15 protein-coding genes are annotated in these 20,625 nt (G+C 42.0%); 3 read left to right on the forward strand and 12 right to left on the reverse strand.

Annotated elements, in window-relative coordinates; translation table 11 throughout:
- Positions 1–148 precede the first annotated feature (148 nt).
- A complete protein-coding gene (locus tag QMG11_RS03910; protein ID WP_281833601.1) occupies positions 149–1,486 on the reverse strand; it encodes a CoA-disulfide reductase in 1,338 nt (445 codons plus the stop codon).
- 142 nt (positions 1,487–1,628) lie between these two features.
- On the reverse strand, positions 1,629–3,008 hold the full coding sequence (locus QMG11_RS03915) for an L-cystine transporter (protein WP_281833603.1): 1,380 nt from the start codon (positions 3,006–3,008) through the stop codon (positions 1,629–1,631).
- A gap of 272 nt (positions 3,009–3,280) precedes the next feature.
- Between QMG11_RS03915 and QMG11_RS03920 the strand changes: the two genes are divergently transcribed.
- A complete protein-coding gene (locus QMG11_RS03920) occupies positions 3,281–4,423 on the forward strand; it encodes an aminotransferase class V-fold PLP-dependent enzyme (RefSeq protein WP_281833604.1) in 1,143 nt (380 codons plus the stop codon).
- A gap of 48 nt (positions 4,424–4,471) precedes the next feature.
- On the opposite strand, the gene QMG11_RS03925 is transcribed toward QMG11_RS03920, so the two are convergent.
- From QMG11_RS03925 to QMG11_RS03960, 8 genes are all read right to left on the reverse strand, one after another.
- Positions 4,472–6,391 (reverse strand): amino acid permease, encoded by a 1,920-nt coding sequence (locus QMG11_RS03925; protein ID WP_281833605.1) that lies wholly within the window; start codon positions 6,389–6,391, stop codon positions 4,472–4,474.
- A 272-nt stretch (positions 6,392–6,663) separates the two neighbouring features.
- Positions 6,664–7,824 (reverse strand): CD0519/CD1768 family membrane protein, encoded by a 1,161-nt coding sequence (locus tag QMG11_RS03930; protein WP_281833606.1) that lies wholly within the window; start codon positions 7,822–7,824, stop codon positions 6,664–6,666.
- A 302-nt stretch (positions 7,825–8,126) separates the two neighbouring features.
- Positions 8,127–9,053 carry a pseudouridine-5'-phosphate glycosidase gene (locus tag QMG11_RS03935; RefSeq protein WP_281833607.1) on the reverse strand — a complete coding sequence of 309 codons (927 nt, stop codon included), beginning with the start codon at positions 9,051–9,053 and terminating at the stop codon, positions 8,127–8,129.
- A complete protein-coding gene (locus tag QMG11_RS03940) occupies positions 9,029–10,138 on the reverse strand; it encodes a PfkB family carbohydrate kinase (RefSeq protein WP_281833609.1) in 1,110 nt (369 codons plus the stop codon). The genes QMG11_RS03935 and QMG11_RS03940 overlap by 25 nt, the downstream gene beginning before the upstream one ends.
- Before the next feature lie 69 nt (positions 10,139–10,207).
- Positions 10,208–11,113, reverse strand: coding sequence for a DMT family transporter (locus QMG11_RS03945; RefSeq protein WP_281833611.1), 906 nt, complete (start codon positions 11,111–11,113; stop codon positions 10,208–10,210).
- Positions 11,094–13,466 carry an ATP-binding protein gene (locus tag QMG11_RS03950; RefSeq protein WP_281833613.1) on the reverse strand — a complete coding sequence of 791 codons (2,373 nt, stop codon included), beginning with the start codon at positions 13,464–13,466 and terminating at the stop codon, positions 11,094–11,096. The genes QMG11_RS03945 and QMG11_RS03950 overlap by 20 nt, the downstream gene beginning before the upstream one ends.
- Before the next feature lie 475 nt (positions 13,467–13,941).
- Positions 13,942–15,912: a UvrD-helicase domain-containing protein gene (locus QMG11_RS03955; protein WP_281833615.1), complete on the reverse strand. Its 1,971-nt coding sequence runs from the start codon at positions 15,910–15,912 to the stop codon at positions 13,942–13,944.
- Between the two features lie 52 nt (positions 15,913–15,964).
- Positions 15,965–16,531 carry a hypothetical protein gene (locus tag QMG11_RS03960; RefSeq protein ID WP_281833617.1) on the reverse strand — a complete coding sequence of 189 codons (567 nt, stop codon included), beginning with the start codon at positions 16,529–16,531 and terminating at the stop codon, positions 15,965–15,967.
- Positions 16,532–16,663: 132 nt separating this feature from the next.
- On the opposite strand from QMG11_RS03960, the gene QMG11_RS03965 reads away from it, so the two are divergent.
- A complete protein-coding gene (locus QMG11_RS03965; RefSeq protein WP_281833619.1) occupies positions 16,664–17,443 on the forward strand; it encodes a RelA/SpoT domain-containing protein in 780 nt (259 codons plus the stop codon).
- Between the two features lie 77 nt (positions 17,444–17,520).
- On the opposite strand, the gene QMG11_RS03970 is transcribed toward QMG11_RS03965, so the two are convergent.
- Together QMG11_RS03970 and QMG11_RS03975 are read right to left on the reverse strand one after the other, a co-directional pair.
- The gene (locus tag QMG11_RS03970) at positions 17,521–18,864 is read right to left on the reverse strand and encodes a diadenylate cyclase (protein WP_281833620.1); all 1,344 of its coding nucleotides are present in this window, start codon (positions 18,862–18,864) and stop codon (positions 17,521–17,523) included.
- Positions 18,865–19,050: 186 nt separating this feature from the next.
- Positions 19,051–19,368 (reverse strand): hypothetical protein, encoded by a 318-nt coding sequence (locus QMG11_RS03975; protein WP_281833622.1) that lies wholly within the window; start codon positions 19,366–19,368, stop codon positions 19,051–19,053.
- Between the two features lie 291 nt (positions 19,369–19,659).
- Here QMG11_RS03975 and QMG11_RS03980 point away from each other — a divergent pair, with 291 nt between their 5' ends.
- Entirely contained in the window at positions 19,660–20,598 is a 939-nt protein-coding gene (locus tag QMG11_RS03980; RefSeq protein WP_281833624.1) for an NAD(P)H-dependent flavin oxidoreductase, read from the forward strand.
- The last annotated feature ends 27 nt before the right edge of the window (positions 20,599–20,625 follow it).

Here is a 20,625-nt window from a genome sequence, read left to right on the forward strand (position 1 = left end):
AGAATAAAGATTATACTAAAAAAGAAGAGACTGAAAATCTCTTCTTTTCTGTTATTACTGTTAAATTTATAGTCGTGAACTCTTTGGTGGAAGGGACGGGAATCGAACCCGTGTCCACCCCTATATGCAAATCCTTTATAAACTTATATTACTTAGAAACGTTACCAGCTACATTTAGCACGTCCCAAGTTCTTGCAAATGGCGGAGCATAGCAAAGGTCAAGCATCCCAAGCTCGTTGGTCTTCATACCAGTGTGGATAGCTGTAGCAATAGTGTCTACTCTTAATACAGCACCATTCTTACCTATCATCTGTCCCCCAAGGATTACCTTAGTATCTGCATCATAGATAAGCTTTACCCAAATATCCTCCTGTCCAGGGTAGTAGTTAGTCTGGTTCTTGTCCTTAATAGTCTTTGTCTTGTAGTTGATACCCATCTTCTCAGCCTCAGCCTCAGAAAGACCAGTTCTACCAGCCTCCATAGACATTACCTTTACACAAGCTGATCCTAGAGTACCAGGGAACTTATTCTCTGCTCCAGCAAGGTTCTCTCCTACGATTCTTCCGATCTTATTTGCAGTAGTTGCAAGAGGAATATATGCAGGCTTATCCTTCAGTCTGTGAGGTACTGTTGCACAGTCTCCAGCTGAGTAGATATCCTCTATGTTTGTCTTACCCATCTCATCAATGATGATAGCTCCGTTTCCTATCATCTCGATTCCAGTACCAGCAAGGAAGGATGTATTTGGCTTTACTCCAGTGGAAATTACCACCATATCAGCCTTGTATTCGCCCTTGTTTGTCTTTACTCCAGTTACTCTTCCTTCTCCAGTAAGCTCTGTTACCATCTCCTCAAGGTGAAGCTCTACGCCATCATAGCTTCTAAGCTCCTCCTCCATTACATCTGTAATCTCCTTGTCAAATGAATCTGGAAGCACTCTAGCGTCTAACTGAATAAGTCTTACCTTCTTTCCAAGGTGGTGAGCAGCCTCTACAGTCTCTACACCGATGTACCCTGCACCGATTACCACTATCTCCTCTACCTCATCCTTGTTTATAGCTTCCTTTACTCTGATTCCGTCTTCCAGGGACTTCAGGGTAAATACATTCTCCTGCTTTACATTCTTAATTGGAGGAATAATTGCCGACGCTCCACTTGCTATCATAAGCTTGTCGTAGTTGTCTTCAAATGTTTCTCCAGTTTCAAGGTTCTTTACAGTTAATGTCTTCCTTTCAGCATCTACACCAGTTACCTCGTGTAGGATCTGAACGTCTACACCAGTTTCTCTGAACTTCTCCACTGGTCTTGCGATCATATTAGAAGCCTCATCAAAGAAACCTCCCACAAAGTATGGAAGTCCGCATGCTCCCCACGATACTGTATCTCCCATCTCATATACCACTACCTGGGCGTCCTTTAACATTCTGTTTGCTTTGGCAGCAGCACTCATTCCAGCTGCTACTCCACCAACGATGATTACTCTCATTGCTGTTCCTCCTGTTTTAAGCTATTTTTATTTTTAATAATTTTAACTTATTTTTTTACTTAAGTCTATTTAAAGGGGACCAAGTTTTCACAAGGTCCCCCTATTAACAAATCTTTTCAATAGTTTTTTAGTTACCTGTCAATTATGCTTCATCCATTGCAAGGTCATTGTCTGAGTTATAAGCCTCTACATCCATCTGTCCTAGAAGCTTACCAGTTACTACTCCAGTTGTCATAGCACCAGATACGTTGATTGCAGTTCTTCCCATGTCGATTAGCGGCTCGATAGAGATAAGAAGTCCAACTAGTCCTACTGGAAGACCTAGAGATGATAGTACGATTAGAGCTGCAAATGTTGCTCCTCCACCTACTCCAGCTACTCCAAATGACGATACAGCTGTTACTACTACAAGTGTTACGATGAAGGAGAAGTTGATCTCAATTCCAGATCCTGGAGTTGCTGCGATCATGATAGCAAGCATTGCAGGATAGATTCCAGCACATCCGTTCTGACCGATTGTAGCTCCCAGTGAAGCTGAAAGGTTCGCTACTCCCTCAGATACTCCAAGCTTCTCTCTCTGAGTCTGTACATTCAGAGGGATAGTTCCCGCTGATGATCTCGATGAGAATGCAAATGTAAGTACCGGAAGAGACTTCTTTATAAATGTTGCAGGGTTAAGTCCAACTATCATAACAAGAACCATGTGCATCACGAATACTGCAAATAGTGCTGCATATGAAGCTCCTACAAACTTTATAAGGTTTAGGATATCGTCTACATTACTTCCAGCTACTACCTTAGTCATTAGAGCAAGTACACCAAATGGAGTAAGTCTAAGAACTAGAGTTACCATTCTCATTACTACATCGTGAGCTGCATTTACCATATCTTTAAACAGTTCAAATGCCTGTGGCTTCTTCTTCTTGATTCCAAGAGTAGAGATACCAATGAACGCTGAGAATAATACTACAGATAGAGTAGAGTTTGAACCCTGACCAGTAATTGCATAGAATGGGTTTCTAGGAATTACACTTACTATAGTAGAGGTAATGTGCTGCTTTGAAGCTGCCATATCCTGAAGCTTAGCTGTTCTAGCTGCCTCTGCTGCTCCAGATGCAAGCCCCTCTGCTGAAAGACCAAATCCAAGGGAAGCAAGTACACCGAATAGCGCTGCCACTGCTGTAGTTCCCACAAGAAGTGCGATAATTGTTCCACCCATCTTACCAAGGGAATCTCCTTGCTTTAAGTTGATTATAGCTGAAGTAATAGATACCATGATTAACGGCATTACGATCATCTGAAGAAGATTTACGTATCCTCTTCCGATAACGTCAAACCAGTGAATTGACTCAGTTACTACATCGGAACCTGCTCCATAGATCATCTGCAGAATTCCTCCGAAAACAACACCCATCCCCAAGGCTACAAAAACTCTCTTAGTAAACTTTACATATTTTTTTTGCATGTTGTAAAGTACTGCCACCATAGCTAACATAGCTACTACGTTGATTAAAACTAACATAAAACACCTCACATAATTTTTTTAAAGTTATTACAACTCCCTTAACACGCATTAGAATATCATAATATATAGATGTGTGTCAATAATTTTCTTTTCGTTTTAATATCGTATGTTTTTTGTTAAATTTAAATTAAAATATGTTAAGTAAAGCTTCCTGAATGGGGTTCTTTACTGCTTTACTGTAGATATCCTATGTTAAGTTTTATTATCTTTCATTCGTAGTATGGACACAAGTTAAAAAATAGACTATACTTCATATTGAGGTGATAATTATGTACTACTTTGACAATGCTGCCACATCCTACCCAAAACCAGAAGGGGTGTATGAGGAGCTTATAGATATAATGAAAACAAGGGGGGCTAACCCAGGAAGGGGAAGCCACACAATGGCACTAAATGCTTCCAGGGTGATCTACGATACCAGGTGTAAACTTGCTAAGCTATTCAATATAGAGAATCCCCTGAATATAGCTTTTACCCACAATGCTACCCACAGTCTGAATATGGCAATTAAGGGATATTTAAGGAAGGGGGACCATGTGGTAACCACATCCCTAGAACACAACTCAGTGCTCAGACCCCTCTACTCCCTGGAGGAGGATTGTGGTCTGGAGCTTACTATAGTGGAGGCCGATAGGAACGGTTCTATCGACACCGAAACTATCCTTTCAGCTATAAGGGAGGACACCAAGGCGGTGGTTATGACCCACGCTTCCAACCTTACTGGAACCATCCTTCCTGTAGGAGAGATAGGTAGAGTATGTAGTGAGAGGGGGATCACCCTTATTGTGGATGCGTCCCAGAGCGCCGGATACCTTGATATTGATGTAGAGGATATGAATATCGATATCCTCTGCTTCACTGGGCACAAGTCCCTCTACGGTCCCCAGGGAACGGGAGGAATATATATAAAGGATGGAATAGAGCTCTCTCCCCTTATGGAGGGAGGGTCTGGATCCCACTCAAAGCTCAAGAGACACCCTCGTGAGATGCCTGATCTTCTTGAGTATGGTACCCTAAATGCCCCGGCTATAGGAGCTCTGGGGGCAGGGATCGACTTTATTACAGAGATAGGACTGGAAAAGATCAGATCCCACGAGGAGGAGCTTGTTAAGACCTTTATGAAAGGAATAGCTGACCTCCCCCATATAGAGATCTATGGAAGGACTAAGGAGAAAAGAACCCCTGTAGTCACTCTGAATATAGAGGGAGCCGACCCGGCAGAGGTAAGTCAGCTTCTGGATGAGGAGTATAACATCGCCACAAGACCGGGAATGCACTGTGCACCCCTGGCCCACAGATCCATAGGGACCTATGAAACAGGTGCTGTTAGATTTTCTTTTGGCTACTTTAATACGTTAGAGGAGATCAACTACGCAGTTAATGCCATGAAGGAAATAGTTGAGAGTATATAAGAATTACAGAAAAAGGGAAGGCAGATGCCTTCCCTTTTTTAATACTTTCTATCTTTTATCAAATCTCTTTCTTTCACTGAGAAGAATCAGATCCTTGAGGTAGTTTTCATTTTCAGCTTCCAGCCACTTCTCCTCAAAGTCCTCATTCTTTACTATAGAGGCAATGGAGGCCAGGGTCTGAAGATGCTGTCTCGAAAGGTTTCTTCCACTGACAAAGAGAAATACCGCCTTTACCCTTTCACTTCCCACACCGAAGTTTACCCCCTCACTACACCTGATAACAACCATCTTAAAGATATCCTCCCTGTCTATCACCACATGGGGAATGGCTGTAAAGTGGTTTATAGCTGTACAGGATTGCTCCTCACGCTTTCTAAAGAGATCTATAAGCTCATCCTTGGAGATCTTGAGATCCTCTGTCAGATACTCTGCCTCTATCTTAAAGAGCTCCTCCAGACTTAGTAGCCTGTTCACATCTATGAAGTTACTCTCCTTTATAAGAAGATCGAAGTGATCTAACTTAACATCCTCCCTCTCATGGATAATATCCCTCAGCTCCTCCTCTAGGTGGTGCTCTACATTAATATTCTTAGTTACCCTGAGAAGAAGGTGAAGAAGGGCATACTCTCCGCTGTACTTCTTGCTCCCATAGAAGATATACATAAAGAGACTTCCCACTGCCAGAATAAAGCACAGGAATATAGGCATAAATCCAAGACTCAAAATAAAGTAGGAAAAGGTAACTATTACACCACACTGAACCCAGGGATAAAACTTCACCTTAAATGTTGGACGATAGTTCTTAATATTGCTTTCTCTTAATATAAGTACACAGAGATTTGTAAGTATATAAGCTAAAAGTATCACCGACGACGCTGTCTTAGCCAGATACTCCAAAGGAAGCATCAGAGACGTACAGATGAAGATACCGGTAACAATTATTGAGAATGCCGGAGTCTTAGTCCTCTCATTTATCCTGCTGAACCTGTCTGGAATAAGGTTATCCCTGGCCATAGCAAGGGGATATCTCGATGCAGCCATTATACCTGCATTAGCTGTGGAGACAAAGGCCAGCATAGAAGCTGTAATAATAGAGTAGTACCCTATACTTCCACTGAATATATGAGCAGCATCAGCGATAGGGGTAAGGGAGTTGGCAAGGGTGATATCGTCTATCCTTCCCACAGTTACTATAAGCATAAGAGTATAGTATATTGTAATTACACCGATAGATCCAATGAGTCCCAAAACTATATTTTTCCCAGGATCCTTTACCTCCTCAGATATACTGGCAGCCTTGAGAAGTCCACCAAAGGATACAAAGATGAATGCTGTTGTTGAAAGAAGGGTTCCCATGCCCTTTACGGAAAAGATCTTGTATGCCTCTCCCTCTACAAAATCCGGTCCTACCTTTTTAAATGTCTGGATAAAGGGAGCATAGGAGTTCCCATCGAGGTTCCCTATTCCCTGCCCTATATATACAGTCATTATCGTGAGAAGAACCACAACCAGGGCCACCTCAAACTTACTGGCAAGATCCACCCCTACTATATTCAAGATCACAAAGAAGACTGTAACCAAGAAGGAGGCTATCATCATATTTAAGGATGTAACCCCGTCTCCATAGAGAGCTGTAGTTATTACTCCGGCAATACCGAAGATGGCAAAGGCTGTCTTCAGAGATATGGCAAACCAGCTGAGCATCCCCGACACAGTACCTGTAAGGGGGCCCATGGCTCTCTTTATAAAAAAATAGTCTCCCCCTGCCTTGGGCATAGCTGTTGTCAGCTCTATTACGGAGAGTATCCCCAGAAAGGCAATGATTCCCCCTAAAAAATAAGATAATATCATTGCTGGTCCCGCCTTACTAAAAGCCAAACCTGGAAGTATGAATATTCCAGAACTAATCATTGCTCCAGAAGAGATACTAAACACATCTAAAAATCCCAGTTCCTTTTTTAGTTCCATGAAATCCCCCCAATTTTGTATAAATAAATTTCAGTAGCTCGCTCCCTACTTAAAAAAAGTATTTCTATGATTATACTTCAACTTATACTCATATCAAAGTAAATCAGTGGTAAAAAACCCTCCTAAGATACCTATAACCCCTAAACTTCCATATCCTTTTTTAAAGAGAATTTTTCCATAAATTTCTAGCCTATAAACTTTAAACAATATAAAAACCACTTAATCGAAATTAAGTGGTCTCTATTTATATCCGAACTTCTATTAACTGAATTTTAACCCAGAAGAGAAAATAATAGGTTTGCTGAGACTCCAGCAACAATTCCTCCTATGGTATGACTAAATATAGCCTTTCCAGTGAGCTCCCTGAATCTAAGGCTGTCCATCATAGCCACGTGGGTACTCAGGTAACCACTCCAGCACATCCCCATAGCTGTAAATACAGCTATCTCATTTCTCCCTATGATACCCTCCTTTAGTAGCTGAGGTACAAGGCTAATAGCCGCTCCCACTGCTCCCAAAGAAGTTATAGGAAATGCCAGGGCTGCTGAATTTTTAAACCCAAAGAGGGGTCTCAAGATAAAAGAGATCTTATCTCCCAGGAATGGAAGAAGCCCTACACCTTCGTAGGCTGCACCTGTGTACTCCCCATTAGTTGCACCGTTGGTTAGCATCATTACCAGGGTGCATATAATAAGTACTCCCGGAATTATATCCAGGCCAAGCTTAACTCCAGATTTTCCACCCTCAAGGGATGCCTCTAGAAGTCTTCCGCTTACACTTCCCTCCCTTACCTCACGCATCTCAACCTCTTTTTTACCTGCGGCCTTCTCAAAGAGTTCCTCCTCCTCTGGAAGCATATGAGTTTTTTTGGTAAACCTTATCATTATATTCACACTTACAATACTTCCTATAAAAGCCCCTATATTCCCTATTACCGTAGGCAGGATAAGACTTTCCCCTGCCACACTGCTCTGGGCTATCATAAAGGCTGAAACTACAAGCCCCATTCCAAAGGAGGTTCCCAGGTTAGTCAGAGCCGGAAGCTGATACCTCTTAAAGTATTTCTTAAACCCCTCATCATTGGCAAGGGTAATAACTGCCGGATTGTCCGATAGATAGGTAGTGACTATACCAAGGGCTGAAGCTCCTGGAAGTCCATAGAGCGGCTTCATAAATGGTGAAAGTATCTTGTTGATGATGGCTACCACTCCAAATTCAGACAGTATCGAGGCAAAGGCCCCTGCAAGTACTGCTATTCCCATTATAAAGAATACGGTATTTAATAGTAGATCGTGAGCTGTGTTCATAAAGGTATTTATCAGGTTGATAGCTCCCATCCTGCTGGTCATATACCAGAAAAATGTCCCCATCAGAGCTATACAGGCAAATCCCTCAACTCCCACTGCTCTTTTTTGCATTAGTTTCTTTTCCACTTTCTCCCTCCATTGTTTCATATATACACATAATGTATTATCTAAAATTGGTTTTGTCAAATTTAATTGTAGATTAAATTTATATATATAAACATATTTTACCATATACTAATAAAATAATCATTTTATTGGGGATATTTTTTTAAAAAACTTCTTTTAGTTAAAAAAGTTTACAATAAAAAGCAAGGTGACGTTGCATCCTGATAGTCAATTGGAATACTTATTACTTCCCATAAATTTTTTATAGATTCTATACTTTCCTTAGCAATAAAAAAGAGCACCCTAGGGGGTGCTCTTTAGCTTTACTTCTTGTTGCAGTACTCCTTAGCAATCTCAGCAGCTAATCTGGCATTGTTGAATACAAGCTGAATATTGGAGTCCAGAGAACTTCCTCCAGTTATCTCCTTTATCTTTCCTAGAAGGAATGGAGTTGAAGCCTTCCCCTTTATTCCCTTCTCCTCAGCTTCCTTAACAGCATCCTCGATAGCTTTAGTGATCACATCATAGTCCATCGAGTACTCCTCTGGAATAGGATTAGCCACTACTACTCCACCCTTTAATCCAAGGTCCCACTTAGCTATCAGTGCTTCAGCTATCTCCACAGGCCTATCCAGTCTGTAATCCACACCAAACCCGCTTCTTCTTGTATAGAAAGCCGGTAGCTCATCTGTCTGGTATCCCACTACAGGAACTCCGTTTGTCTCAAGGTATTCAAGAGTCAGACCGATATCCAAGATAGATTTAGCTCCTGCACATACAACAGCTACATCGGTATTTGACAGCTCCTCCAGGTCCGCTGAGATATCAAATGTATCCTGAGCTCCCCTGTGTACTCCTCCGATTCCACCAGTTGCAAATACCTTGATTCCTGCAAAGGATGCAATAATCATAGTAGATGCCACTGTAGTAGCTCCGTCCATCTTCTTTGAGATGATAAACGGAATATCTCTTCTACTTGTTTTTACTACCTTAGTTCCGGCCTTTCCAAGATAGTCTAGCTCCTCCTTGTTAAGTCCTACCTTCAGTCTACCATTTAATATAGCGATAGTTGCAGGTACTGCACCATTTGCTCTGATGATCTCCTCTACCTTGGCAGCTGTCTCTACATTCTGAGGGTATGGCATCCCGTGGGATATAATTGTAGACTCAAGGGCCACCACTGGTTGATTGTTAACTAAAGCCTCCTTAACCTCTGGGGCTATATCTAAATACTTTTCGTAAAATTGCATCTTTTTACCTCCTCTAATTTTTCCTCTATTTTTTTTCTGCTTAAATCCTCTGGTATATTACTCTTACTCTCCAGGGAGCATATGCTGTTTGCTACCCCATACATGGCCTGCTCCTCTATGGACCTCTCCAGGACCCTTCCGAGAACTACTCCTGAAAGGAATGCATCTCCTGCTCCAGTAGATCCTACAACCTCTGTTTTGGGTGGCCTTATAAATCCGCTCTCTGCCTGATTTTTATAGTAGACTCCATCCTTCCCCAGGGATATAAAGATATTCTTTATCCCCAGTTCATGGATCCTTTCTCCCGCTGCCACTACATCCTCTTCGCCTTCTATCTTAACTCCGCTTATATACTCTGCCTCTATAAGGTTTGGCTTAAGTACATCTATCCTATGGTAGAGCCCCTCTATCTTCCTGGATTTTTCCAGGGATACGGTGTCCACCACAAAGGGAACGTCGAAGTTGTTTAGCAGGAACTCTATTACTCCCTTGGGAAGGTTGGTGTCCAGCACACAGAGCTTTGCTCCTCTGATGAGGTTTTGCTTCTTCATGATAAGTCTCTCATCCATTCCGTCCATTATGTCCATGTGGGAGATAGCCACCTCCATATCCATCTCTGCTCCCAGGATGGATAGGTAGGTTGAGGTACTCTTCCCCTCTACAACCTCTACATTGCTTACATCTATTCCCCTTCTCTTGCAGTAGTCCAGCAGATCCCTTCCACTGGAATCATCTCCCACAAGACTGATCAACTTTGTGTCCAGATCCAGCATAGCCAGATTTTCCGCAATATTTCTTCCTACTCCTCCGAAGCTTCTCTTTACCACTCCGGGATTGGAATCCTTCATCTGAAACTTCCCTGTCGGGTAGCCCTCTATATCGATATTGGCTCCCCCAATCACCAGGATATATGGTGATTCCTTAAGTACATACCCCTTACCCAATACATATCCCTTCTTCATGAGATTACTTATATGTACCCCCACCGAGGATCTCGCTATCTTCAACTTTTCAGATATTTCCTCTTGAGATATCATGGGATTTTGACTTATCAGATCATATACTTCCCTCTCTCTATCAGTCACTCCCTACCTCCTAATCTTAAGTTTAGGCTTTTAAACTTTTGTTTATCATACACCTTTTTATTCCTTTATTCAAGCTTTTTTTGCTCTTTTTAGATTTTTTTTATATACCCTAGGAATAAGGGTTCCCGCGATCACAAGGACGATCCCTGCTACTCTTACTCCTCCCAATGGTTCATTGTAGATTAAATATGCCGTTGTAGCAGCTACCACCACCTCAAAGTTCGCCAGTATGCTTATCTCAAAGCTTCCAAGCCTCTTGGAGGCCTCTAAGAAAGCAAAGTGGGAGGCCACTGTAGGTAAGAACCCCAGAGCTACTCCTAAAACTAACACCCTATAGTCTGAAAGGAGGGAGGTGTAGATCCTACCTACATCTGCAAGGGGGGTTACTACCATTAGTCCTGCCAGGAAGCTGTAGTACATAACAGTTACGACTTCCACCTTGGATGAGATCATCTTGTTAAATACCGGAAGGATCCCGTAGGTTGCACCTGCCAGAAATCCCGCTGTGATCCCTATGAGACTGTAGTTCATATCAAAGCTTCCCCCTGAAACAGTGAGAATAGATCCTGTAAAGGTCACTCCTATGGCAAGAAGCTTTTTCCTGGTCAGGGGAGCTCCCTGAAATATTCTGGAAAAGATTAATGTAAAAGCAGGGGATGTGTATAGCATAATTACCCCTGCTGTAATTCCAAGTTCTATGATAGATGTAAAGTAAAATATATTAAATAATCCCTGGCTTATAATCCCTATTATCCCGCAGAAGAGGAGACCCCTTCTGCTTACTCTGAAGGTCTGGGGCTTTCCTATGAGCATTCCTCCCCCTAGGAGGATCATGCCAAAAAACAACCTCATAAAAGAGGTCTCATAGGCCCCTAAGCCATAGCTCCTAGCAAAGTTTGCCATAATTCCCAGGAGGCCCCAGAAGAGGGCCGCCAGTAAAACACATAGATACCCCTTAAGCTCCCTCTCTCTCATTGCTACCTCCCTGAACCTTCACTCCTCTGATAGCTCCATGGATCTCCAGCTTCTTCTTGATCGGCAGGCTTATCCTAAAGGTCGTTCCCTGCTTATATACGCTCTCTACCTCTATCCTTCCCTCCATAAGTTCCACTACCTCCCTTACAATGGCAAGGCCCAGACCAGAGCCCTTTTTATCCCTGTTTTCATTGAGATCAAGCTGTTCATATCTTTTAAAGATCTTTTCGCCCTCCTGCTCAAAATTCTTCATCCCTATCCCTGTGTCCCTAACCTCGATAACAAGCTCCTCCTTGTCACGGCTCAGACGCAGCTGTACGCTTCCCTTCTCAGTGAATTTAAAGGCATTCCCCAGAAGATTCAGTATTATCTCCTTGAGCCATACCTCGTCCCCCATAAAGTATCTCGGGGCATCCTCAGTTATTATAAAGCAGAACTCCACATCATCGGACCTCTTTAGCCCCAGAGATATTCTCTCCAGATCATCTGCCATCTGATACAGGTTTATCCTCTTGTTCTTAAGCTCTATCCTTCCAGATTCCAGCTTGGACAGGTCCAGCACATTGTTTATGAAGTCCAGAAGGGTTTCAGCGGACACCTCTATATTCTCCATGAGATGTCTCTTCTTTACATCCTCCTCCTTTCTTATGAGTAGTTTATTGAATCCCAGTATTGCAGTTAAAGGTGTCCTCATCTCATGACTCATATTAGCCAGAAAGGCACTCTTTATATTGAGGGCATTTTCCAGGTTTTCCTTGGTATCCTGGAGCTCCCTCTCGATCTTCTTTATCTTCTCCATCTCTATCTTAAGGATGAAGATATATGGCAGGAGGAGAACAAGGGCTACCCCAAAGAGAAACACAAACTTCTTATAGGTATTTCTCCTCTCTATACTGGAGGTATCCATCTCCCACCTGTACCTTATCTCATCGTGGTCCAAATACCTAAACATCCTGTCCAGGATATTAATAATTATCTTATTTTCCTCAGTTGCTGCCATGGTAAAGGCAATCTTCTTGTCCAGCACCCCAAAGAGCCTGAGGTCCTTTATCCCCTGAAGGTTGTGGGGATGCTTTAGGAGGGTGTAGCTGTGGGTGAAGTAGTCGATCTCCCCATCCCTCAGAAGTTTGTAGAGACCGTCTATCTCCTGGTCCCTTATCAGCTCATATCCCCCTCTGGTCCCGCTGAGCTTTATCCCTACTGCTCCTACCTCCTCTCCAGATTCCTTAAACACCTTCTCGATATTCTCCCCTACACGCTCCTTGAGGCTGAATATCCCCACTACACTGGAAAAGTATGGGGTTGTTTCCACTATCCCCTCTCCATCCCTTCCAGAGGTGTGGGTTGCATCCAGATCTATGGTGTTGTCCCTGAGGCTCTCTAAAATCTCCTCACCGCTGTCTCTATTCACATACTCTATCTGTACCCCTGCTCCTGCCCTTAAAAGGTTCATATATTCACTTATACTCCCCTTCATCCTTTTATTCTCATAGTATGCCAGGGGAGCTATCCTGTCAAAGTCGGCTCCTACCCTTATGGTTCGTTTATTCCTCAGATACTGAACCTCCTCCTGGCTGAGGTTTATCTGAGACCATATGAGCTTCGTCTTGGTACTCCTCTCTATAAACTTCTTATCCTCTGCCTTTAGCCTCTTTAAAAACTTCTCCACACTTGCCTCTACCTTTGGATTCAAAAGGTAGAGGGTCTTATCGTAGCTGTAGTTTCCCAGAACATTTATCTTGGAGATCTGCTGCCTCTGGGGGTTCCTCATATAGATGGGGTCTTCCAGAGAGAGGAATCCGTCCACCTCCCCATCCCTCAGAAGGCTAAACCCCTCCTCTACACTGTCCACATAGTAATACTCATTGGTATAGTACTTCTTAGCTATATTCCTGAAGAAGATGTTGTCCCCCTTAAAGAGAGCTATCCTCTTATCCGCTTCATACTCCTGCACAGGAAGAACCTCATTGACATAGAGGACGTACTCCATCTTTTTGGCCTCCTCTATCCTCTTTACATCCTTCCTTCTCCCTGGGAAATCTATAAAAACGTCGATATCCTTCATCCATTTTAGTTCGCTGTAGCTTCCCTTTACCACCTCTACCCTTCTGCCAGCATACCTGGAGAAGTACCTTATGAGCTCCTCATTGTATATATCATTGTAGCTCTTTCCATCTCTGCTTCTGGTAATATAAGCAAACTTTACAGGTTTCCCTCCGCTCCCCCTCCTGAACTCCAAGAAGGTAAAGAGAAGAAACACTACTCCCACTACTATAAATAATCTCCTACTGTTCTTTCCCCCTATCAATTCCCTTCCTCCCAAAAGTTGATTTCTTCTACAAGTATACTTCATAAAAGCTCCATTCAAAAAATATAGTTTATCCTTTAATAATCAACAGGATGAATAAACCATACTGCATTAATTTGAATTATATATACAAAGGAATTTCCCAATAATTCATTCGTTGACTATAAATACATCCAATAAAAAGCAACGTGACGTTGCATCCTGATAATCAGTTAGGATACTCATTACTTTAACATAAGTTGTTACTTAAGAAATAACTACTAGAAAATTTTAAAATCAAAGTTTTTAGCCACGAATTTACACGAATTTTCTTAATAAAAGTACTTTAACCAAATTGAACAAAATCAAAAGACCTCATTTGTGAAGACGCTTCCCACTTCTTCTACATTCTAATTTGTGTCATTAGTGGCAAATGTTTTGAATTTCACCTAAAGATAGTGACCTAAGTTACTTTATGTAATTTTTTTATAAATTCTATACTTTCCTTAACAAATAAAAAATCCCAGGTTTCCCTGGGATATCAGTTATCTGCTACTATTCTGTCTATTGCTCCTGAGAGGAGACTCCACTGTTCAAACCCCTTATTGGAGAAGAGGGTCCCGTAGATATATACCTCCTCACAGCTTCTCAGAAGCCTGGAAACCACAGAGAAGAGCTCCTCCCTCTCCTTCTGTACCTCCATCTCTCCAGTGAGCACTTCACCCCTCCAGTCCTTATTGAGGGCCCAGAGGTTCTGAAACTCATTGTAGGTTTTAAGGGTATAGAGGGGATTTCTTATCTCCCCCATGATGAGGTATCTGCTCCTCCTCTTGGTTCCTATAAAGCTATTTGGAGTAGAGAGTGAAAGAAAGTTCCCCTCCAGCTTCTCCCCTATATCATCCAGGGTCTCCGTTGTCTTGGCACCGTCCCTTATAAACTTTACAAACTCATAGTTGGCGTCACTTATCATTCCAAAGTTCTCCATAACCTCCAGGAAGCTTCTGGCAGAATCTATAAGGCTCTTACATGCCTTTATATCCTCTGAATTGTCCTCCTCTGCAAGGAGAAACTCCATATATACTCCCAGGAAGAATTTGTCTATGGGAATATCCTTTGGGGTGGTTTCTATAAAGTCTGCCACCTTATTTAACCCTTCTATAATCTCCTGGGCTACTCCCCTTACCTCACCCTTCCTCTCTATCCTCTTTATGGTGTAGTTTCTTTCGGAAAGGTAGTCTGTAAGGATTGAGGCTGAGATCATATTTATCCCCAGCACCTGGGCAAGGAAGCTCTTGATCTCATCGTAGTTTAAGTGGATATTCTTAAACCTGTAGAAGAGAACGGATAAAACTATGAGGGAAAATACCCTTGGATTGTCTGTAATCTTGTCATTTTTAGAGGTATAGAGATATCTTATATTGTGGTCTCTGGCTATCCTTCCCAGACCAAAATCCAGGGTAACATCATACCTTGGAACAACCACCGATATCTCCCTGGGATCCACCCCCTCCTCCAGGAGATTTTTTACAAGTCTAAGTATCTTTCTGTCGGTCTTACTCTTATACTCATTGTCTATATCCAGATGGATATTGGAGTACCCCTTGGCCTCTCCCCTTTCCAGGAAGAGCCCCTCCCTGAAGTCCTCTAAAAATTTGTCAAAAGCTCCTTCACACTGATTAACTAACTTCTCCTTCTGAAAGAGAGGAACCAGGTTTTCCTCCAGGTAGTTTTTAGAAAACTGATAGATCCCGTGGGGGCCATCTGTATTTTTATAGAGGATCACTCCCCTCATCCACTGACAAAGATTCAGGATAAAATCCGTCTGGGATATGGAGGAGAGCTCCAGGTCATCCACCATGAGGAACTTATACCTGTTCTTCAGATGGGAGATATACCTCTCATCCTTCATGAGGTAGTTGGAGTAGAGGTAGATAGCTGCTGCTTGATCGATTATCCCCTCCTCTAGGGTCCTCTCAATATATCTGTTTACTATCTCATTCATCTCATCATAAAACTTTTTACTAAACCTTCCCTCCTCTGGTTTACTGGCATATATTCTCTCCCCCATCCTACGATAGTTTGTATTGGAGAGGGCTGCACTCACTATATTGGAGAGAAGCTTTCTGGCTATCCCCTCATCCTCACCTATTATTCCATCGAGATAACCCTTCCTTCTGTAGTACTCCACAGTCTTGTACATGAGACTCTGGGAGGCTTCATAGTGCATGATCACCGGGAGAAGAGACTTCTTCTTTATAAGATCACACTTCTCCAGTATCATGGGCCAATAGACCCTTATCTCTTTTTGGACAAACCCAAAGTAGGAGTAGATATTCAGGCTTCCAGCCCTTCTGTACTTAACCTCCCTCTGCCACCTGAGCTTCTCCCATCTGTTGGCTACTAAAACCAGTATCTCATTGGAGCTTATTTTATCTGAAAGCATTCTGTTGTATCTGCTTATGGCGTCTGTTGTTTTTCCGCTTGCAGTATTACCCTCTATTATTCTTCTCATCTTATCATCACCACTATAATTTTATAGGTCTTTTCCCTTCAGTGCAAGGAGTTTATTCCCTCTCCTCCAGCTCAAGCTCCTGAAGCTCTACAAATATGTTCCCCAGGATGAAGTAGCTCACTCCCATAAGGATTATAAAGAATATAACCCCTATAATCGTAAAGGCCATAACTACAGATATGAGGACACAGTTGGCATAGATGTTAATACTCTTCACCTTCTTGAGTTTTTCAAGGGGAGCATCCAGATTTTTAAGGAAAAATCCATATACGATATAGAGGATTACCACACCTATTCCCAGGATTGCCTGGTAGGGGAGGATCCCCTCGGGATCTCTCAAGGCCAGGATATTCAGGGCATACCCTATGAGGGAGAAGTAGATCAGGTAACCTATCACCTTATCCATCTTCACACTGTGTAGAATAATATTTAAAGCCCCCTTAAACTTCAGCATTATATAGATAAATAGACAGGTAGATACAAAGGATATGGCTACACTGTATATGGTATTTACTATCTCAGGCTGAATTAAGAAGGGGGCTATCCAGTTAAATATTCCATAGAGGTAGCATACTAACTTCATGTTGCTTATATCTATGATCTCGGTGTTTTTTTTCATTCCTTTCTCCCCCTTTCTCTATACTTTTCTTATAGTTAAACTTACGCCCCTTTTATGCATTGACCTCTAAATTTATTGATTTTTTAACAGCTTTAAAGTATTATACAATTAGAAAAATGGCGAGGTGATAGCATGCAAAAGTTCAAACCCCTTGATAAAGAGGAGTTCTTCAATGAATTCTCCATCTCAGAGGATTATTTTAATGAAACCGGCCTTAAATGGAAGGAACTTCAGGATATATATTTAAATTACAGCAGTTTAATTTCCTACCTTGAAAAGGAAGCGGAGCATATCTTCTCTAAGCTCAGAGACGTTCCCAATGTCCACTCGGTGAGAAGAAGGGTAAAGAAACCCAGACACCTCATTGAAAAGATTATCCGTAAGGGTAAAAAGTACTCTGAACAGGGTATCAATGTGGAAAACTACAAAAGTATCGTTACAGACCTTATCGGTATAAGGGTACTTCACCTCTTTAAGGATGACTGGCAGGAGATCCACAAGGAGATTACCCGTCTCTGGGAAACCAAGGAGACTCCCCAGGTAAATATCAGAAGGGGAGACTACAACTTAGAGACCCTGAGAGAAAACATCAAGGACCTCAACTGCGACATTATCCTAAGGGAGCACGGTTACAGATCCGTCCACTACCTGGTGGGAGTTCCCCTCTCAAAGGATGAAGAGGTTCTCGTAGAGATCCAGGTAAGAACAGTATTTGAGGAGGCCTGGAGCGAGATCGATCATATAATAAGGTATCCCTATGATGTAGATAATCCCGTCCTCACTGAGTACCTTGCTATCTTCAACAGAATAGTCGGAAGTGCCGATGAGATGGGGATGTTTATAAAGAAGTTAAAGGGTGAAGTTGGAACCGAGGGCTTAAACCCAAGAGAGCTGGATATGAAGTTTAAATAAAGAGTAGCGGAGAAAAATCTCCGCTACTCTTTTTATTCTTTTACTTACTTTTCTTCAATATTCTTTAATACTTAATTCTACCCCATGATATCTATGGAACCGTCCTCGGATATTACCACAACTACCATCCTATACTTAGATTTCATGGTCTCATAGTATTTTATGGCAGAGTTATACCTGGCACCCCTGGAGGAGTCTCCCTTTTCAGTTATAAGACCGTCCAGGATAACCCCTATGGCACAGCACATCCTCCTTGGAGACATAAGTACAGCCCCGTCTATCTTAGAGAAGTTCGAGATAAGCTCCCCTGTTATCTCAAAGGGTTTAAAGGTTGTAGCCTGGATAGCCAGCCTCTCAGTTTCCTCCATACACCCCTCTGTAATAACAAGGAGGGCCCCCCTGTTCTTTTCAATGGTTGCCTCTATAAGGGTCCAGAGTTTTTGCTTCTCCCAGTTTAAAAGTTCCGGAAAAACTCTCTCTACCTTATCTATAAAGACCTTCTTTTCCGAGATAATATTTTCAAAGTGGGGTATTCCCTCTACGATCTTAAGAACCCTCTCATCCTCATAGAAGAGCTCCCAGTGATATCCCGATATTATCTTCAGCTTAAAGGTGTTCTTCAGTGTCCTGGCAAGGTTCTTTCCTATAAAACCATATACTCTGTCTAGGTCGGTGAAGAGGGAGTATCCCCCCCTGGTTCCCTCTAGGAGCTTTCTTATCTTCCTGTACTCATCCATCCTTATATCCTTTTGAAACTTTATGAGGTTGTTTATCACCACGCTGTCCAGGCTTCCGATCACTATCTCTCCCCTAGCCTGACTGCTCTCATACTTCAGGTTGGATATCTTATTGAAGACCTCAAAGATATTGTGGGTCTCCGATGCGTGCTCCGTCCTTAGCCCCTTAAAGAACTCCTTGGTGGAAAAGTTAATGAGTTCCTCCGCTTCCAGGTGGTGGACCTCCTCTCCAGCCAAAAAGGACTCCAGGGTACTCCTGAAATCCTTAAATACCTTCTCTAAAAGCCCCTCTATATAATTTAACCGGAGCTTATTGTGGATACACTTGTTATAGTCCTTGCTGCTTATATCCAGCATTAGGTAGTAGAGCTTCTCTTCCACTCCAATCTCCGGACTTATAAAGAAGTGAGTCTTCTCCGGACTAATCTTCCTAATGGTATTTTCCAGAACAAAGTTATAGGTATCCATCTGCTCCATAAGTTTATTTAGGTTTTGATAGGTTTCCGTCATGGAAAAAAAGTTTTCAAAATCCTTTTTATTATAGGTATTGCTGTAGACCTCTACCTCCCTCCTCTCGCCATCGATGGTTAAAAGAGAGAGGTTACAGCTCCCTTCTAGCTTCAGCAGTGTAAACACTCTTTCTATCTTATCTTTTATCCTCTCATAATATTCCTGAACTCTCATAATTCATCCCTTCAACTGTATTTAGTATTTTAATATTTTTATATCTTCTTTTCCTCCCTTTCCTCTTTTCCTCCAGGCAATATTTTTAGGAAAGGACTTATTTAAAGACCATTGAGGGAGGCAAAACTATAAAAACCCTCTTAGAGAGGAGGCCATTCCTCTGAAAAAGGGTTTTAAATTCATAGATTAATCTGTAGATTCCAGGTCGGTTTTTATTTGAAACATATAGGGGTTTATGAGGTATCTGAAGCACTCCTTACCCCGGAGCTCGGTCCCCCACCTCTCCTCCCTGGGCAGGGGTAATATTATCCTATCCCTCAAGAGTTCCTTTAAGATGGGCAGATCATCACTCTTTTCCAGGTAGAGTATCCCCTGCTGGAAATCGATTCCCAGAGCTCTCTTGTCACACAGCTGGGACATGAGACAGCAAACTTCATAGGGCATCTCCTGAAACTTTTTTTTAAACTCCATTGCATTCTTAGGCCACAGATTACACTTTCTCACCTTTCTCCTCCCCTAGATCTTAAATGAAATAAAAAAACACCTATACATTAAATATCACCGCTTCTATATTAAAATATTAAGCCCAATTATTGTCACAGTCAACAGTTTAAAAACCTTAAATTTTCTACAATTCTTCACCTCATCAGATGACTTTAACGGTTTTAAGTTTATTTTTAAAGGGAGAGGAATAAAAAACTCTTTACTTTTAAAATTACATATGTCATAATATATATAGGATTAAATTACATACGTTATAATATATAGTGTAAACTATTTAGGAGGTAATATATTATGTCAATTCAAATTGGAAACTTAGAGATAGATCTACCTATTATTCAAGGGGGAATGGCTATAAAGGCATCTATGGGAAGACTTGCTTCTGCTGTTGCCAATGAAGGTGGAGTAGGACTTATTGCGGGAACTGGTCTTACACCTGCTGAGCTTAAGGAAGAGATAATTGATGCTAAGAATAAAATCGTAAACAAGGGAGGAGCTCTGGGTGTTAACATCATGGTAGCTGCTTCAAACTTTATGGAGCTTGCTAAGGCTTCCATCGAGGCCGGAGTAGATATGATCGTGTGTGGTGCTGGATTCTCAAGAGATATCTTCGAGGTAGGTAAGGAATCTGGAGTAGCTATCGTTCCTATCGTTTCATCTTTAAAGCTTGCTAAGATCTCTCAAAGACTTGGAGCAGATGCAATAGTAGTAGAGGGAGGAAACGCAGGTGGACACCTGGGAACTGAAAAGGATTCTTGGGATATTATCGGTGAGATCGCTGCTAACATCTCTATCCCTGTATTTGGTGCTGGAGGAGTTATCGAGCCTGCAGATGCTCAGAGAATGCTTGACCTAGGAGCCGATGGAGTACAGATGGGAACTAGGTTTATCGCTACAGTGGAGTGCGAGGTTAGCGATGAGTTTAAAAATATGTATGTAAATGCCAAGAAGGGCGACGTAGTTGAGATAGCAAGTTCTGCAGGACTGCCAGCAAACGCTATAGTTTCTCCATACGTGAATAAAGTATTGGAGGCTGCAACTAAAAAGCCAACTTCATGCCACAACTGTCTGAAAAAGTGTACGAGAACATTCTGTGTAAATGAAAGACTTGTTATGGGACATGAGGGTGACCACGAGGAAGGAATTTTCTTTGCTGGAAAGGATGTATGGAAGATAAATGAGATACTTACTGTAAAGGAAGTTATGGACAGATTCAGGACCGTTTTTAAGTAAGACCTTCTCTTAAAACTTTACTTTTTG

Origin of the sequence: Propionigenium maris DSM 9537 (assembly GCF_027925155.1) — a bacterium.
GTDB lineage: Bacteria > Fusobacteriota > Fusobacteriia > Fusobacteriales > Fusobacteriaceae > Propionigenium > Propionigenium maris.

Bases quoted from the DNA above. Each gene is read 5' to 3' on its own strand.
- QMG11_RS03945 (WP_281833611.1), bottom strand. From the start codon at position 11,113: ATGAGAGAGAGGGAGCTTAAGGGGTATCTATGTGTTTTACTGGCGGCC.
- QMG11_RS03910 (WP_281833601.1), bottom strand. From the start codon at position 1,486: ATGAGAGTAATCATCGTTGGTGGAGTAGCAGCTGGAATGAGTGCTGCT.
- QMG11_RS03980 (WP_281833624.1), top strand. From the start codon at position 19,660: ATGTCAATTCAAATTGGAAACTTAGAGATAGATCTACCTATTATTCAA.
- QMG11_RS03925 (WP_281833605.1), bottom strand. From the start codon at position 6,391: ATGGAACTAAAAAAGGAACTGGGATTTTTAGATGTGTTTAGTATCTCT.
- QMG11_RS03950 (WP_281833613.1), bottom strand. From the start codon at position 13,466: ATGAAGTATACTTGTAGAAGAAATCAACTTTTGGGAGGAAGGGAATTG.
- QMG11_RS03935 (WP_281833607.1), bottom strand. From the start codon at position 9,053: ATGCAATTTTACGAAAAGTATTTAGATATAGCCCCAGAGGTTAAGGAG.
- QMG11_RS03915 (WP_281833603.1), bottom strand. From the start codon at position 3,008: ATGTTAGTTTTAATCAACGTAGTAGCTATGTTAGCTATGGTGGCAGTA.
- QMG11_RS03965 (WP_281833619.1), top strand. From the start codon at position 16,664: ATGCAAAAGTTCAAACCCCTTGATAAAGAGGAGTTCTTCAATGAATTC.
- QMG11_RS03955 (WP_281833615.1), bottom strand. From the start codon at position 15,912: ATGAGAAGAATAATAGAGGGTAATACTGCAAGCGGAAAAACAACAGAC.
- QMG11_RS03960 (WP_281833617.1), bottom strand. From the start codon at position 16,531: ATGAAAAAAAACACCGAGATCATAGATATAAGCAACATGAAGTTAGTA.
- QMG11_RS03970 (WP_281833620.1), bottom strand. From the start codon at position 18,864: ATGAGAGTTCAGGAATATTATGAGAGGATAAAAGATAAGATAGAAAGA.
- QMG11_RS03920 (WP_281833604.1), top strand. From the start codon at position 3,281: ATGTACTACTTTGACAATGCTGCCACATCCTACCCAAAACCAGAAGGG.